The organism is Bradyrhizobium sp. 27S5, assembly GCF_037217225.1.
GTDB classification, from domain to species: Bacteria; Pseudomonadota; Alphaproteobacteria; order Rhizobiales; family Xanthobacteraceae; genus Bradyrhizobium; species Bradyrhizobium septentrionale.
This window is the reverse complement of record NZ_CP147714.1, coordinates 8159057-8174721: the sequence shown is the minus strand read 5'-3', so window position 1 is coordinate 8174721 and position 15665 is coordinate 8159057. Positions and strand designations below refer to the sequence as shown.

Here is a 15665-nt window from a genome sequence, read left to right as displayed (position 1 = left end):
CCGCCTCGCTTCAGCCGTGCAGTATCATTGCTGCTGCAGCGAATTCAATGACGTCGAAAGTAATGGATTTCCGCTGCCCGGGAATTACCTCTATTAGCCCTTCGCCTCGCGCTGAACGCCAAGCTGCGGCGAGACCGTCGAATGCACCGGCACGTGCCAGATATCCTCGGCATATTCGCGGATGGTGCGGTCGGAGGAGAACCACGCCATGCGCGCCACGTTGAGGATCGAAGCGCGGGTCCAGGCGGAAGGCACGCGCCAGCGGGCGTCGATGCCGCGTTGCGCGTCGTAGTAGGAATCGAAATCGGCGGAAACCATGTAGTGGTCGAGGTAGCGCAGCGCGTGCCCGATCGAGGCGAAGCGGGCGGGATCGCCGGGCGAGAACTCGCCGCTCTCGATGGCGCGGATCGCGCGCTCCAGCCGCGGTGAGTTGCTGATCGCGTCGCTGGCGTCCAATCCCTGCTTGCGGCGGACCATGACATCACCGGCCTCGAGGCCGAAGATCGCGATGCTTTCCTCGCCGACATTGTCGCGGATCTCGATATTGGCGCCGTCGAGCGTGCCGATGGTCAGCGCGCCGTTCAGCGCGAGCTTCATGTTGCCGGTGCCCGAGGCCTCCATGCCGGCGGTCGAGATCTGCTCGGAGAGATCGGCGGCCGGGATGATCACCTCGGCGAGGCTGACATTGTAGTCGGCGAGGAAGACGACCTTCAGCTTGCCGCCGAGCGATGCATCGTTGTTGACGATTTCGGCGACGTCGCTGATCAGCTTGATGATCAGCTTGGCGTAGCGGTAGCTCGCCGCCGCCTTGCCCGCGAAGATTTTTACGCGCGGCACCCAGTCGCGTTGCGGCTCGTCCTTCATCGCGTGGTACAGCGCGATGGTCTCCAGGATGTTGAGCAGCTGCCGCTTGTATTCGTGGATGCGCTTGATCTGCACGTCGAACAGCGCCGACGGGTCGACCTTGATGCTGTTGCGCTCGCCGATCAGCCGCGCCAGCGCCAGCTTGTTGTGATGCTTGACGTCGCGGAAGCGCTTCTGGAATTCGAGGTCGCTCGAATGGGTCTCGAGCCGTTCGAGCAGCGAGAAGTCGTCGAGCACGGCCTCGCCGCAGGTCTCGCGCAGCAGCGCGGTCAGCCGCGGATTGGCCAGCATCAGCCAGCGGCGGAAGGTGATGCCGTTGGTCTTGTTGGTGATGCGCGACGGATAGAGATGATGGAGGTCGTGGAACACGGTCTCCTTCATCAGGTCGGAATGCATCGCCGAGACGCCGTTGATGCGGTGCGAGCCGACGAAAGCAAGCTGGCCCATGCGCACGCGGCGGCCGCTCCGCTCGTCGATCAGCGACACCGAGGCACGATACTCGATATCGCCGGGGAAGCGTTCCTCGGCGAGCGCGAGATGCGCCACGTTGATGCGGTAGATGATCTCGAGATGGCGCGGCAACAGCCGCTCGAACAATTCGACCGGCCAGGTCTCGAGCGCCTCCGGCAGCAGCGTGTGATTGGTGTAGGATAGCGTCGCGACCGTGATCTTCCAAGCCTCGTCCCAGCGGAAATTGTGCAGGTCGACCAGGATGCGCATCAGCTCGGTGACCGCAAGACTCGGATGGGTGTCGTTGAGCTGCACGGCGGCCTTCTGCGCGAGGCTGCGCAGGCCGCCGTCGGAGGCGAGCTGCCGCTTCACCAGATCCTGCAGCGACGCCGAGACGAAGAAATATTCCTGGCGCAGCCGCAGCTCGCGGCCCGCCGCGCTCTCGTCGTTCGGATAAAGGAATTTGCAGATCGCTTCGGCGCGCGCCTGCTCGGCGCTGGCCGAGACGTAGTCGCCGCTGTTGAAGACATCGAGCTGGAGCGGATCGGGCGCATGCGCCGACCACAGCCGAAGCGCGTTGACGTGCTGGCCGCGCCAACCCACGATCGGCGTGTCGTAGGCCATCGCCTCGACGGTTTCCGCCGGGTGCCAGGTGGCGAGGTCGCGGCCGCGGTCATCGACATGCTCGACATGGCCGCCGAAGTGGACGTTGTAGACCACCTCGGGCCGCTGGAATTCCCAGGGATTGCCGAAGGCGAGCCACTCGTCGGGATATTCCTGCTGCCAGCCATGGTTCATGATCTGGCGGAACAGGCCGAAATCGTAGCGGATGCCGTAGCCGGTCGCGGGGATCGCCAGCGTCGCCATGCTCTCCATGAAGCAGGCCGCCAGCCGTCCGAGGCCGCCATTGCCGAGCGCCGCATCCGGCTCGCATTTGCGCAGCTCCGAGAGGTCGACGCCGAGGTCGCCGAGCGCGGCCGCGAACACCGGCAACAGCCCCATATTGTTCAGCGCGTCGGTGAACAGCCGGCCGATCAGGAACTCGAGCGAGAGATAATAGACGCGCTTGGCGCCGGCGTCGTAGCTCTGCTTCTCGGCCGTCAGCCAGTGGTGCACGATGCGGTCGCGCAGCGCCAGCGTCGCGGCCTTGTACCAGTCGCGCCTGGTCGCAACGGTGGCGTCCTTGCCGATCGCAAGCCGCAGCTTGGCCAGGATCGCGCCCTTGATCTCGGTCAGCGCCAGCTCATCGATCGGCTGGTTCAATGCCGGGTAGTTTGTTTGTTCCTGCAACGCCCAATCCCTGCCGTTCAGATTTCCGGATCATGATGCGATCATAATGTCCGGATCATGCCCCAACCCGATGATACGCGTGTTGCATGGCAATCAAAACCGCCCGAAACGTTGCCGTGCACAGCGCTGCCGACATTTTATGCAAGGACCGGGCCGATTTAGGGGCCTTCGGAACCGTCGTTGCCGGTGCTACGATCGACCATGAAAGCCTAAATCTTGCGGCAAGTTGGCGGAGGATGCGTGATGAGACTCTTGATCGAGATCGCGGCCGCAGCATTGCTCGTGGTGTGCATCACGGCGACCAGCGCGGCTTATGCAGCGGGCAAACTCGGCCGCAGCGCCGACGGCCTGAGCTGCAGCTTCAGCGTGGCGCAGAATGCCTCGCCGGCCGCGCGCTGCGCCGCCATCAAGCGGCAATGCGGCGGCAAGTTCTACGCAAATGCTTGCGGTGACAAATTGCTGTCGGCGGCGAATTAAGCCGGCGCGCAAGGCGTTTCACGCGCAGTCGGGAACACCGTGGTGATACGGATTCCCAGAACTTAACGAGTTCTTTACAAACGAACTGTCGCCCGTGGGGCGGGCACATTTTTAAGCTCCGACGCATTTCATTCCGAAGCAATTTTCAACGGGCCGCTGACATTTGTCGGCGGCCCGAATTGCTTTTGGGGGCCGTGCGAGCATGGCGACCGCTTTTTCATGAGGAAACGGCAGTCACCGCAATTCGTCGCCCCGGCGAAGGCCGGGGCCCATAACCACAGCCGTCAGAGAAGATGGGACAGGTCGCTCCACTCCGGATTATCTTGCTCGATCAGGCGAAGCTTCCAGTCGCGGCGCCATTCCTTCAGCGCTTTTTCCCGTGCAATCGCCTCCTGTGGTGAAGCGTAGACCTCTACGTAAACCAGTCGCGTGACCCCGTACTTCTTGACGAATTGTGAGCCGCGTCCGGAACGATGGAGCGTCAGCCGATTGCAAAGATCGTTGCTGACGCCGATGTAGAGCGTCCCATGGCGGCGGCTCGCGAGAATGTAAACGTAGTAGGCTGCGGCATTCATTTCAGGGCACCGATCACGTGAGATGTCCGATCGCGGTGGTTATGGGCCCCGGCCTTCGCCGGGGCGACGCCTAAGATGGCATCAGAACGAATTAAGAACACTTTAGCAAGTCTTTGATATATCATTGTGATTCGGTGCCTGTGCCGACACAATATCTATGGTCTCTCAGTCTCCACGAGGACTACATGTCCACCATCGCGTTCGATCCATTCGCCCTGACCCGGATTGCCGATTTCGCGCGGTCGCTGTCGCGGCTGCACCAGGCCTCGCGACGCCAGCCGATCGACGACGACCAGCTCGATCGCGAGTTCAACGCGGTCTGCATGTCGATCTGGGGCTACACCACCGATGATTTCGGCGACGAGTTGTTCTCATCAGAGGATCACGCCTGGCTCGACGCGCTCGATGAAGCGCATGCGCGCATCTTCGCCGCCGAGCACGGTTACGATCTGGTCGACGATCACGGCATGCTGACGGATTGGTGGGGCTATTGCTGGATGATCCTCGCCGAGAAGCGCGGCATCCTCAACCCGGAGAACCGCGCGGCCGCGCGCGCCGCGATCGAGGAGAAATACATGGCCGCGCCAGACGTGATCGGCGTGATCGTGGCGCGGTAGCAATTTGTAACGTCGTCATTCCGGGGCGCCTCGAAGAGGCGAACCCGGAATCTCGAGATTCCGGGTTCGATGCGTCGCATCGCCCCGGAATGACGACTTAGCCCATCAGTTCACTTCCGCGCGCCTCGCCGGCTTTGGTGTCGTCATCTTAGGAACAGCAGACGACGGCGCCGACGGCGCGACATCGCGGCTGGTCTCCGGCAGCGGCGCGTCGCCGGCGAGCTCGGCGCTGACGGGAGCGACCTTCATTTCGCCGAGCCGCGCGCGGACCGCCGCAGTCAGCCCCGGATAGGAGGCGATCGGCGTGAAGTCGAAGGACTGCTCGTTGCCGACACGCACGCCGGTATAGGCGACGAGGCCGTCGGTGGTCGCGATCACGTCGCCGGCGCGCAGCGAGGCATCGAGCGCGAGGTCGACCGGCGCAAGCCCGGCGGGGTCGCGGCCGTTGCAGGTGCAGTCGGCGCGCAACGCCTTGCGGTAGGCGAAGGCGTTTTCACTGTCGGCGTAACGCTCGCCAGTGGTCGATGCGGCGCTGTCGATATGGCCGCCGTAATAGACCTTGGTCGCGCTTGCCGGACAGAAGGCCTGGCAAAGCTGCGCCGGCGTCGCGTTGCCGCGCATGGTCAGCGGAAAATATTTGCCGTCGCAGCTGCGCACGCAATAGGCAGGGCCGGAACCGGCGACGCGCGGCGCCGAGATGGGCGCGGACGTCTGCCGTTCCGGCTGCTGGTTGAGGCCGAACGGGTCGGCGAAGAAATTGGCCTGCGGCGGCGCCTGCCGGCCCTGCTGCTTCTGGGCACCGCCGAAGAACAAGTCGAACAGCCCTTCGGCCGAGACGGGCGCGGGCACGACCAGGGCGGAACCCGCAAACGCCGCGGCGGCAAGCATCACGCGGCGCCGCATGCGCCGATCACTCAACTCTGTACGCAACGCCAACTCCACCGACGCACCACGCCGTGGCGACAAGCTGCCCCGGCGGATTCACCATAGTGCGGGATGGTAAACGAGCGATTGATCGTGCGTGACGGCGTCACAGGAAGAAGGCGAGGTTGCGCGAACCTCTCTTTACCTCGCCCCGCTTGCGGGGAGAGGTCGGATCGCATCGCAAGATGCGATCCGGTGAGGGGGTACAGGTCTCACCACGTTCACGGCTCGTGGAAGCAGCCCCTCACCCCAACCCTCTCCCCGCAGGGGCGGGGCGAGGGAGAAGAGAGAAACCGTCAGCCCTTCAAGAATTCGCCGGCCTTGTACAGCGCGCGGAACGGCAGTCCGGCTTCGGCAAACGTCTCGGTGGCGCCTTCCTCGCGGTCGACCATGGTGAAGACCAGCGCGATCTCGCCGCCGGCCTCGCGCACGGCTTCCACGGCCTTCAGCGCCGAGCCGCCGGTCGTGGTGACGTCCTCGACGATCACGATCCGCTTGCCCGCCAGGGTCTCTCCCTTGGCCAGCCCTTCGACGGCAAGCCGCGCGCCGTGCTCCTTCGGCTTCTTGCGCACGAAGAAGGCGGCGATCGGGTGGCCCTTCAGCCAGGAGAGCTGTGCGATGGCGCCGGCCAGCGGCACCGCGCCCATCTCGAGCCCGCCGACGAAATCGAGCTTGTCGTCCTTCAGCGCCTCATAGGTGAGCTCGGCGAGCAGGGCTGCGCCTTCGGGATCGAGCATCGTCGGCTTCAGGTTGAAATAGAAGTCGCTCTTGCGGCCCGACGCCAACGTGATCTCGCCGCGGCCGAACGAACGCTTGCGGATGATCTCGGCGAGGCGGGCGCGGGAGGCTGATTTGGACAAGGCTTTTTCCCTTTGGGGGCTTCTTGGCGGTTTGCGGCGGCCGGCAATCTATCGGCGGTCTCCAACACATTCCAGCGGGTAAATCCCGCCGTCAACAGTGCCCGCGCCGCCATTTCAGCGCAGCCGTGTGCGGAAAGCGCGGGTTGTGCCATCAACGGGTTCCCCCTAAAGCAAGCGCCAAACACTTGCATGGGAAGCGGAAATGACCATCGAGCTGCACACCTGGAACACGCCCAACGGCCGCAAGATCTCCGTCGCGCTGGAGGAAATGGGCCTGCCCTACAAGGTGATCCCGGTGAATATCGGCAAGGGTGAGCAGATGGCGCCCGGCTTCCTCGAAATCAGCCCGAACAACAAGATCCCGGCGATCGTGGACCCCGACGGACCCGGCGGCAAGCGTGTCAGCATCTTCGAGTCCGGCGCGATCCTGCTCTATCTCGGCGAGAAGACCGGCAAGTTCCTGCCGAAGCCGCTCACCGAGCGGATCCCGGTCTATGAATGGCTGATGTGGCAGATGGGCGGTTTCGGCCCGATGCCGGGCCAGGTGCACCATTTCATCGCGCTGGAGAACGAGCAGGACCGCGCCTATGGCCTGAAGCGCTACATGGTCGAGACGCGGCGGCTCTACGGCGTGCTGGACCGCCGGCTGGATGGCCGCGACTTCGTCGCCGGCGATCTCTCGGTCGCCGATTTCGCCATCCTCGGCTGGGCCTGGCGCCATCCGCGCCACAAGGTCGATCTGGCCGACTTCCCCAACGTCAAGCGCTGGTACGAGACGCTGATGGCCCGCCCCGCGACGAAGCGGGGGATGGAGGCGAAACTGGATTGATCTTCTCCCTCGCCCCGCTCTTGCGGGGAGAGGGCTGGGGTGAGGGGCGGTGCCGCAAAGACGGTGAGAATTGAATTCGCGGTGAGTCCCCCTCACCCGGATCGCATCTGACGATGCGATCCGACCTCTCCCCGCAGGCGGGGCGAGGTAAGAAGCTCACGCCCTCCTTGCCTCGAGCGCCATCTTCATCGCAAGCCCTGCGAGCACCGTGCCCATCAGCCAGCGCTGCACCAGCAGCCAGGTCGGGCGGGTGCCGAGGAACACCGCGATCGAGCCGGCGGCGAGCGCGATCATCGCGTTGACGCTGACGCTGATCACGATCTGGATCGAGCCGAGCGCGAGCGACTGCGTCAGTACGCTACCGCCTGTGGGATCGATGAACTGCGGCAGCAGCGCGAGATAAAGCATCGCGATCTTCGGGTTCAGCAGATTGGTGACAAAGCCCATCGCGAACAGCTTGCGCGGGCCGTCGACCTTCAGCGTCTTGACCTGGAATGGGGAGCGGCCGCCGGGCTTCAGCGCCTGCCACGCCAGCCAGAGCAGATAGGCGGCGCCGGCAAAGCGCAGCGCGTCATAGGCGTAGGGGATGGCAAACAGCAGCGCGGTGATGCCGAACGCCGCGCACAGCATGTAGAACACGAAGCCGAGCGCGACGCCGCCGAGCGAGACGATGCCGGCCCCGGGGCCTTGCGTGATCGAGCGCGAGATCAGGTACATCATGTTCGGGCCCGGCGTCAGCACCATGCCGAGGCAGACGAGCGCAAAGCCGAGCAATGTGGATGTGTGGGGCATGATGGCTCTCGCGAGGGGATACACGCATGTCTAGCGTGTCGTCCGCCGCGCGGCCATGCTGGAATTGCTCTCGGAGCAATGTAGCCGCGAACATGGTGTGAGGGCTCCCTCTCCCGCTTGCGGGGGAGGGCGGGGTGGGGGTGTCTCCGCGCAGAATCTTTCAGCGGTGAGAGCCCCCACCCGCCGCGCGCTTCGCGCGCGTCGGCCTCCCCCGCAAGCGGGAGAGGCAAGAAAGCTAATGCGCCTCGTCCCAATTGTTGGCGGCGCGGGCGTCGACCTGCAGCGGCAGCGACAGGATCACCGCGGGGAAGGGCGCATCCTGCATCGCCTTTTGCACGACGGGCAGCGTCGCCGCGACTTCGCCGTCGGGCACCTCGAAGATCAATTCGTCATGCACCTGCAGCAGCATCTGCGCCGAGAGCTTCTTCTCGGCGAGCGCGCCCTCGACCCGGATCATGGCGCGGCGGATGATGTCGGCCGCGGTACCCTGCAGGCGGGCGTTGATTGCGGCGCGTTCGTTGAAAGCGCGCACCGAGGCGTTGGACGCCTTGATATCAGGGTAATAGCACTTGCGGCCGAACAGCGTCGTCACATAGCCATTGCGGCGGCAGAAATCCTTGGTCTCGTCCATGTAGGCGCGGATGCCAGGGAAGCGCTCGAAATATTTCTTGATGTAGGCCGAAGCTTCCTCGCGGGCGATGCCGAGCTGGTTGGCGAGGCCGAACGCCGAGATGCCGTAGATGATGCCGAAGTTGATCGCCTTGGCGCGGCGGCGCACCTCGCTCGGCATGTCCTTGATCGGCACGCCGAACATCTCAGACGCGGTCATGGCATGAATGTCGAGCCCGTCGCGGAACGCCTGGCGCAGCACCGGCACGTCGGCGATCTCGGCAAGCAGACGCAGCTCAATCTGGGAATAGTCGGCCGACACCAGCTTGTTGCCCGGCGTCGCGATGAAGGCGCGGCGGATCTTGCGGCCGTCCTCGGTGCGCACCGGGATGTTCTGCAAATTCGGCTCGTTCGACGACAGCCGCCCCGTCGTGGTCGCGGCCAGCGCGTAGGTGGTGTGCACGCGATGGGTCTGCGGGTTGACATAGGTCGGCAGCGCGTCGGTATAGGTCGATTTCAGCTTCGAGACCTGGCGCCACTCCAGGATCTTCTTGGGGAATTCGAGACCCTGTTCGGCGAGGTCGTCCAGCACCTGCGCGGTGGTCGACCACGCGCCGGTCTTGGTCTTGGTGCCGCCGGGCAATCCCATCTTGCCGAAGATGATGTCGCCGATCTGCTTCGGGCTGCCGACATTGACCGGCTCGCCGGCGATCTGCTGAATCTCGGCCTCGACCCGCGCCGCGGTCTGGGCGAAATCGCCCGACAGCCGCGACAGCACCTGGCGGTCGATCGAGATGCCGCGCCGCTCCATTCGCGCCAGCACCGACACCAGCGGCCGCTCCAGCGTCTCGTAGACCGTCGTCATCCGCTCGGCGACCAGGCGCGGCTTCAGCACCCGCCACAGCCGCAGGATCAAATCGGCGCTCTCGGCGGCGTATTCAGTCGCCTTGTCGATCGTGACTTGATCGAAGGTCAGCTTGCCCTTGCCGCTGCCGACGAGGCCGCCGTAATTGACGACGGCATGCTCGAACCAGCGTTCGGCGAGCGACTCCAGCGCATGCGAGCCGCGGCCGGCATCGAGCGCGTAGCTCATCAGCTGCGCATCATCGATGTTGCGCAAGGTGATGCCGTGCTGCGCCAGCATCACCGAGGTGAACTTGACGTTGAAGCCGACCTTTTGGATGCCGGCGGACTCCAGCAGCGGCTTCAGGGTCTCAAGCGCCTCGGCAGCCTTGATCTGGCCGGGTGCGAGGCCTGCATCGAACAGGCCTGCGCCGCCGCCGGGCTGCCGGTGGCTGAGCGGCACGTAGCAGGCGTCGTTCGGCGCCAGTGCCAGCGCGAGCCCGGAGAGCTCGCCCTGCATCGGGTCGATCGATTCGGACATCGCCTCGATCGCGACATAGCCGGTGTCGGGCACGCGGGCGATGAAGGCCTTGAGCTGGTCGAGGCTGCCGATCGCCTGATACGCCTTGCGGTCGAAGCCGGTGTTGCGGATCGCCTCGCCGCGGGTCTCCGCCAGCGCGGCCGGCGTGCCCTTCAGGCTGGAATTCTTGTCGTCGCGCGCGCCGCTCGGCTTGGCGCGCTCTTTCGACGCTGACGTTGCAGATGCAGAGGCCGCCGATCCGTTTCCGGGCGCGGGCGTCACGTCCGACGGCGGCAGCGGCGAGAACACGCTGGCGCCGCTCTTGTTGCCGGGATCGGCATCGACATTGGCGGGATCGATCTGCGCGTATTCGCCGACGCGGCGGGTGAGGGTGGAGAACTCCATCGCCTTGAGGAAGGCGATCAGCCGGCGCGAGTCGGGCTCGTGCACGGCAAGGTCGTCGAGCGGCACCTCGAGCGCGACCTTGTCGTCGAGGAGCACGAGCTGGCGCGAGATGCGGGCCTTCTCGGCGTTCTCGAGCAGCGCCTCGCGCCGCTTCGGCTGCTTGATCTCGCTGGCGCGGAACAGCAGCTGATCGAGGTCGCCATATTCGATGATCAGCTGCGCCGCGGTCTTGATGCCGATGCCGGGCACGCCGGGAACGTTGTCGGTGGAGTCGCCGGCCAGCGCTTGCACCTCGACCACCTTCTCCGGCGGCACGCCGAATTTCTCGATCACCTCGTCGCGGCCGATGCGGCGATCCTTCATCGTGTCGTACATCACGACCTTGTCGTTGACGAGCTGCATCAAATCCTTGTCGGAAGATACGATCGTCGTGGTCGCGCCGCGCTCGCTCGCCAGTCGCGCATAGGTCGCGATCAGATCGTCTGCCTCGAAGCCGACCTGCTCGAGGCACGGCAGGTCGAAAGCGCGCACCGCCTCGCGGATCAGCGCGAATTGCGGGATCAAATCGTCCGGCGCCGGCGGCCGGTGCGCCTTGTAGTCGGGATAGAGCTTGTTGCGGAAGGTGATCTCCGACTTGTCGAACACGATCGCCAGATGCGTCGGCCGGTTGTCCTCCGGCATGTCGCGCAGCAGCTTCCAGAGCATGTTGCAGAAGCCAAGCACGGCATTGACCTGCAGCCCATCGGACTTGCGGTTCAGCGGCGGCAGCGCGTGATAGGCGCGGAAGATGTAGCCCGAACCATCGACCAGGAAGACATGGTCGCCCTTCGCCGCGGCCTTGGTAGCAACGGGCTCGGCGGCAACGGGCTTGGGGGCGGTCTTCGGGGCTGATTTGGCGGGGTCTGTGGAGGCTGTTTTCGGCATGGCCGAAACTTAGGGATTTTTGCGCGGATTGACAGCCTTTGCTGTGTGGATTCTGGGCGTGCCGCACAGCCAAATCGATGGATTTGATGGTGCCATCCCGTCATCCTGAGGTGCGAGCGGAGCGAGCCTCGAAGGCTGAACGGCCCGACTGGTGGCCGTCGACCCTTCGAGACGCCGCTTCGCGGCTCCTCAGGGTGTCGGGGCAGCTGCGGAATAGATTATGCCTTATCGCCGGTCGGCGAGAACAGGTAGCCGCCGCCGCGGATGGTCCGGATCACCGACGGCTTGGTCGGATCGAATTCGATCTTGCGGCGGATCCGCATGATGCGGAGGTCGACGGCGCGGTCGAAGGCTTCCGCGTCGCGCGCATTGGCGAGTTCCAAAAGCCGCTCGCGCGACAGAACCCGCTTCGGATTGGCCGCGAACACCTTCAGCAGGCCGAATTCGGAGGCCGTCAGCGGGTGCTCATTGCCTTCGTCGTCGCGCAAGGCCTGGGCCTCGAGATCGAGCCATTTGGTGCCGAACCGCACCAATTGCTCCTTTTCGGCCTTTGCACCGGCCGGCTCCGGCGCAGCGGTCTTCGCGGGGCCGCTCCGCCGCAGCACCGAGCGGATGCGCGCCATCAGCTCGCGCAATTCGCAGGGTTTTGCCACGTAATCGTCGGCGCCGAGCTCGAGCCCGACCACGCGGTCGATCGGGCTGGCAGTAGCTGTCAGCATGATGACGGGGACGTTGATCTTGCTCTTGAGGTCGCGAATGATCGAGAGCCCGTCCTCCTCGGGCATGTTGAGGTCCAGCACCACGAGATCGGGCGTGCTGCTCTCGATCTCCTTGCGCAGGCTCTTGCCGCCATCGCACAGCGTCACGCCAAAGCCGTGCATCTTGAGGTAATCGCCGACCATCTCGCGGGCCGGCGCCTCGTCGTCGACAATGAAGATATGCGGGTTCTGGTTCATGATGTCTCTGTCGCCGGCAGTGTAACCGTAAAGGTCGACCCCTGTCCGGGACCGGGGCTCTGAGCGGTCACATGGCCGCCATGCATGTCGATGATGCGCTTGACGATGGAGAGGCCGAGGCCGGTCGAGCTCTCGCCCGCGGTCGGCTTGGCCGACAGCCGCTGGAACCGGCCGAACAGCCGCCCGAGATCCTCGGGGCTGAGGCCGGGGCCCTGGTCGGAGATGCGGATCACGGTGTCTTCGCCCTCGTGGCTGACCGAGACCGTGATCTTGCCGCCGATCGGCGAGTATTTGATGGCGTTGCTGACGAGGTTGTCGATCGCCTCGCGGATCCGGTCGGCGTCGCACATCGTGACGAAATGCTGCGGACCCGAGACCGAGATGCTCTGCTGCTTGTTGACGGCCGAGGGCAAATTGGCCTCGGTGACCTCGTTGACGAGGGCTGCGACATCGACCGGCTCGCGGCGAATGGTGATGTCGAAGGCATCGGCCATCGCATCCGAGATCAGGTGGTCGACCATCGAGGTCAGCCGCTTGGTCGCATCCCGGATGTGCTCGACCTGCGACGTGACGCTCTCCTTCGGCGAGCCGGCGCCGATCAGTTCGGTCAGCATCTCGGTGCGGCCGAGGATCACGCCGAGCGGATTCTTCAGGTCGTGGGCGACGGTGCCGAGGATCTCGTTCTTGAAGCCGTTGGCGCGCTGTAGCCGCAGCCACTGCGCCGACAGCCGCCGGTTGGCCTGCATCAGCGCGCGGGTGCGCTGCGCGACGCGGTCCTCGAGCTGGCTGTTGGCCTCGTGCAGCTGCTGGTACAGGATCACATTGTCGAACGCGATCGACAGCCGGCTCGAGAAGATCTCGACCAGCGCACGGTCGGTGTCGGAGAGCTGGCGTTCGGCCTGCAGCAGCACCACGACCTCGCGGCCGCTGCCGGTGCGCGAATAGAGTACGCTGCGGTGGTCGGCGAACTCGTTCTTGCGGCGCTGGAATGCCGCCTCCACCATGTGTCGCAGGTCCGGATCGAGCGCCCTCGACGAGGTGGTGCCGATGAAGCGGCTGTAGCAGCCCGAGCAGGCCAACACCGAGAAATCGCATGCGGCTGCGTTGCCGTCGTCGCGCAGCACTAGGATCCCGGCGCAATCGACATTGAGCAGCGAGGCGAGCTGGGTCAGCACGCCTTCGGCGAGACGCTGCATCGACTTGAAATCGTACAGGGTCGAGGCGGCGTCGATGATGATCTCGAGGCCGCGCCTTGTCTGCACCATGCGCTCGAGCTGCTGGTAGCTGCGCAGCGCCGCCGTCAGCGAGGTGAACAGCTTGTCGGCGGTGAGCTCGGTCTTCGCCTTGTAGTCGTTGATGTCGTACTGCACGATGACGCGCCGTTCCGGCGCCTGGCCGGGCTGGCCGGTGCGCAGGATGATGCGGACGGTCTCGTTCTTGATCTCGTTGCGGATGAACTCGACGAGCTCGAGGCCGGCGACGTCGGTCTCCATGATGACGTCGAGCAGCACGGCTGCGATATCAGGGTTGTCCCGCATCAGCGTGCGGCCTTCGGCCGCGGAGTAGGCCGAGAGGATTTCCAGCGTCGCACCGTTCAGATTGTAGTCGCTGAGCGCGAAACGGGTGCCTTCATGGACGGCGTGATCGTCGTCGATGACGGCGATCTTCCATTTGCGGGCCGACGAGTCCTCCGGGGGGCTCTCGGTATCGTCGATCAGTTGGAGGACATCGTCCTGTTCGGCCATTGACTGGTTCCGTCAGCTGCTGCGTCAGTGATCGTGGGCTGGCCCTTGGCGATCCTGGGCATGATAATGCGAAAAGTGGTGCCTTGTCCTACCCTTGACTCCAGCATCATGCGTCCGCCGAGCTGCTGGGTGACCAGGTTATAGACGATATGGAGGCCGAGACCCGTACCACCTTCGTTGCGGCGCGTCGTAAAGAAGGGGTCGAACGCCTGCCGCTGCACGTCCGGCGTCATGCCAGCCCCGTTATCCGCGAAGATGATCTCGACATCATCGGCGCCGCGGCCGCGGGCCGAGATCGTGATGTTGCCGGAGCGGCCGTCGGCGAAGGCATGATTGACGGCGTTGAGGAAAAGATTGGTTAAAATCTGCCCATAGGCGCCCGGATAGCCGTCGATCAGGAGCCCCTCGGGCACGTCGACGGACAGCGCGATGGCGGCCTTCTTCAGGACCGGCCGCAGGCTCGCCACGATCTGGTCGGTCGATTCGCCCAGGCTGAACTGGCGCCGTTCGGCATGCGAGCGGTCGACGGCGACCTGCTTGAACGACTGGATCAGTTCGCCGGCGCGCTGCAGGTTGGAGACCAGCTGCTGCGAAGCGTCGCGCGAAGCGCGCACGAAGTCATCGAGCTTGGAGCGGCGCAGCGGCTCGGTCTTCAGGTCGTTGTCGAACATCTCGGCGCGGCGGGCAAAGCTCGAGGCCACCGTCAGGCTGATGCCGATCGGGTTGTTGACCTCGTGGGCGACGCCGGCCACGAGGCCGCCGAGCGCGGCGAGGCGCTCGGCATCGATCAGGTTCTGCTGCGCGGCATTGAGCTCGAGCAGTGCGCTCTCGGCCTTCTCCTTGGCGGTGCGCAGCTCGTCCTCGGTCTTGCGCTTGGCGATCGCGTTTTCGCGGAATACCTCGACCGCGCGCGCCATGGCGCCGACCTCGTCCTTGGCCGAGGTGCCCTGCACCGGCCGGTCGAGATCGCCCGAGGTGATCGTGCGCATCGCGGCCATGATCTGCGCGAGCGGCAGCCGGATCGACAGTGCGATCATGACGCCGGCCGACATGATGACGCCGAGGAAGACCACGGCAATCGACAGCACCCGGCGCGAAATCGAAGACAGCGTCCTGTCGAACGTCTCCTGCGCCTTCTGCTCGCGCTGGCGCATCTTCACCGAGAGATCGTCGATCGCGCCGATCGCGTCGGCCTGGCTGGCGTCGATCGAGTTGCGCAACAGGTCGGTGCGGTTGGTGAGTTGTTCGCTGAGCTTGCCGAGCCCGTCGCGCAGCTCGGCGGTCTTGACCTTGAGCCGCGCCAGCGCCATGCGCTGCAAATCATTCTCGGCCATATCGGTCATGACCGGGATCGTCTTCTCGATCGTGTCGATGTTGCGGCGGGCCTCTTCGGCCGACGACGAGGCGAGCGAGAGGTAGTAGGCGTTGGCGGCGACCAGCAGCGAGGTGAACGCCTCGCGCGACTTGCCGAGTGCGGGCCAGATCAGCGCATCGCGATGCCCGGTCGCGCCCTCGATGATCGAATAGAGCCCGGCCATGTCCTTGGTCGGCGTCAGCACCTGTTCGTCATAGGTCTTGGAGATCTTGGTCTGCAAGGTGCGCAATTCACCGAAGCCGTCGAGGAAGCGGCTGGTGACGCGTTCCAGCTGCTCGACCGAGCCCGACAGCATCGGGTCGGTCGAGGCCCGGTTCGTCAGCGTGCCGAGCACGGCCTCGCGCAGCAGCAGGATTTCCGCGAACAGGTCCGGGCTCGGCTGGTTGATGTAGCGGTGGATCAGGTTCTGCAGCCGGCTGGTCTCGCTTTCGAGCTTGGCCAGGATCTTGTCGGATTCCCGCACCTGGCGGACATCCTCCCAGGCGGAGCCGAGCACCTTCGAACCGTTCCAGATCAGCACCGCGAGCACGATCACGACCGCGGAGTTGAGCAGCGCGATCGAAAGAATGCGCCAGCGGATCGGCACCGCACGCAGCAACTGGACGATACG

General features: G+C 64.9%; 12 protein-coding genes. 3 read left to right on the top strand and 9 right to left on the bottom strand.

Features of this window, described 5'->3' with window-relative positions; translation table 11 throughout:
* Positions 1-93: 93 nt before the first annotated feature.
* On the bottom strand, positions 94-2604 hold the full coding sequence (locus tag WDM24_RS38475; RefSeq protein ID WP_338829409.1) for a glycogen/starch/alpha-glucan phosphorylase: 2511 nt from the start codon (positions 2602-2604) through the stop codon (positions 94-96).
* 243 nt (positions 2605-2847) lie between these two features.
* On the opposite strand from WDM24_RS38475, the gene WDM24_RS38470 reads away from it, so the two are divergent.
* On the top strand, positions 2848-3081 hold the full coding sequence (locus tag WDM24_RS38470; protein WP_338829408.1) for a hypothetical protein: 234 nt from the start codon (positions 2848-2850) through the stop codon (positions 3079-3081).
* A gap of 284 nt (positions 3082-3365) precedes the next feature.
* Here WDM24_RS38470 and WDM24_RS38465 read toward each other — a convergent pair whose 3' ends face one another.
* Positions 3366-3656 carry a GIY-YIG nuclease family protein gene (locus WDM24_RS38465; protein WP_029082965.1) on the bottom strand — a complete coding sequence of 97 codons (291 nt, stop codon included), beginning with the start codon at positions 3654-3656 and terminating at the stop codon, positions 3366-3368.
* A 185-nt stretch (positions 3657-3841) separates the two neighbouring features.
* Between WDM24_RS38465 and WDM24_RS38460 the strand changes: the two genes are divergently transcribed.
* A complete protein-coding gene (locus WDM24_RS38460) occupies positions 3842-4273 on the top strand; it encodes a hypothetical protein (protein WP_338829407.1) in 432 nt (143 codons plus the stop codon).
* Positions 4274-4378: 105 nt separating this feature from the next.
* On the opposite strand, the gene WDM24_RS38455 is transcribed toward WDM24_RS38460, so the two are convergent.
* Positions 4379-5176 (bottom strand): DUF2865 domain-containing protein, encoded by a 798-nt coding sequence (locus WDM24_RS38455; RefSeq protein ID WP_338829406.1) that lies wholly within the window; start codon positions 5174-5176, stop codon positions 4379-4381.
* A 317-nt stretch (positions 5177-5493) separates the two neighbouring features.
* Positions 5494-6057, bottom strand: coding sequence for an orotate phosphoribosyltransferase (pyrE, locus tag WDM24_RS38450; RefSeq protein ID WP_029082962.1), 564 nt, complete (start codon positions 6055-6057; stop codon positions 5494-5496).
* A 202-nt stretch (positions 6058-6259) separates the two neighbouring features.
* Between pyrE and WDM24_RS38445 the strand changes: the two genes are divergently transcribed.
* On the top strand, positions 6260-6886 hold the full coding sequence (locus tag WDM24_RS38445; RefSeq protein ID WP_338829404.1) for a glutathione S-transferase family protein: 627 nt from the start codon (positions 6260-6262) through the stop codon (positions 6884-6886).
* Positions 6887-7042: 156 nt separating this feature from the next.
* Here WDM24_RS38445 and WDM24_RS38440 read toward each other — a convergent pair whose 3' ends face one another.
* The 5 genes from WDM24_RS38440 to WDM24_RS38420 form a co-directional block, all read right to left on the bottom strand.
* Positions 7043-7678: a LysE family translocator gene (locus tag WDM24_RS38440; RefSeq protein ID WP_338829403.1), complete on the bottom strand. Its 636-nt coding sequence runs from the start codon at positions 7676-7678 to the stop codon at positions 7043-7045.
* Positions 7679-7913: 235 nt separating this feature from the next.
* Positions 7914-10979 carry a DNA polymerase I gene (polA, locus tag WDM24_RS38435; RefSeq protein ID WP_338829402.1) on the bottom strand — a complete coding sequence of 1022 codons (3066 nt, stop codon included), beginning with the start codon at positions 10977-10979 and terminating at the stop codon, positions 7914-7916.
* Positions 10980-11197: 218 nt separating this feature from the next.
* On the bottom strand, positions 11198-11935 hold the full coding sequence (locus WDM24_RS38430) for a response regulator (RefSeq protein WP_338692618.1): 738 nt from the start codon (positions 11933-11935) through the stop codon (positions 11198-11200).
* Entirely contained in the window at positions 11932-13680 is a 1749-nt protein-coding gene (locus WDM24_RS38425) for an ATP-binding response regulator (protein WP_338829401.1), read from the bottom strand. The genes WDM24_RS38430 and WDM24_RS38425 overlap by 4 nt, the downstream gene beginning before the upstream one ends.
* The gene (locus tag WDM24_RS38420) at positions 13650-15641 is read right to left on the bottom strand and encodes a HAMP domain-containing sensor histidine kinase (protein WP_338832522.1); all 1992 of its coding nucleotides are present in this window, start codon (positions 15639-15641) and stop codon (positions 13650-13652) included. Before WDM24_RS38420 ends, WDM24_RS38425 begins: the two co-directional genes overlap by 31 nt.
* Between the last annotated feature and the right edge of the window lie 24 nt (positions 15642-15665).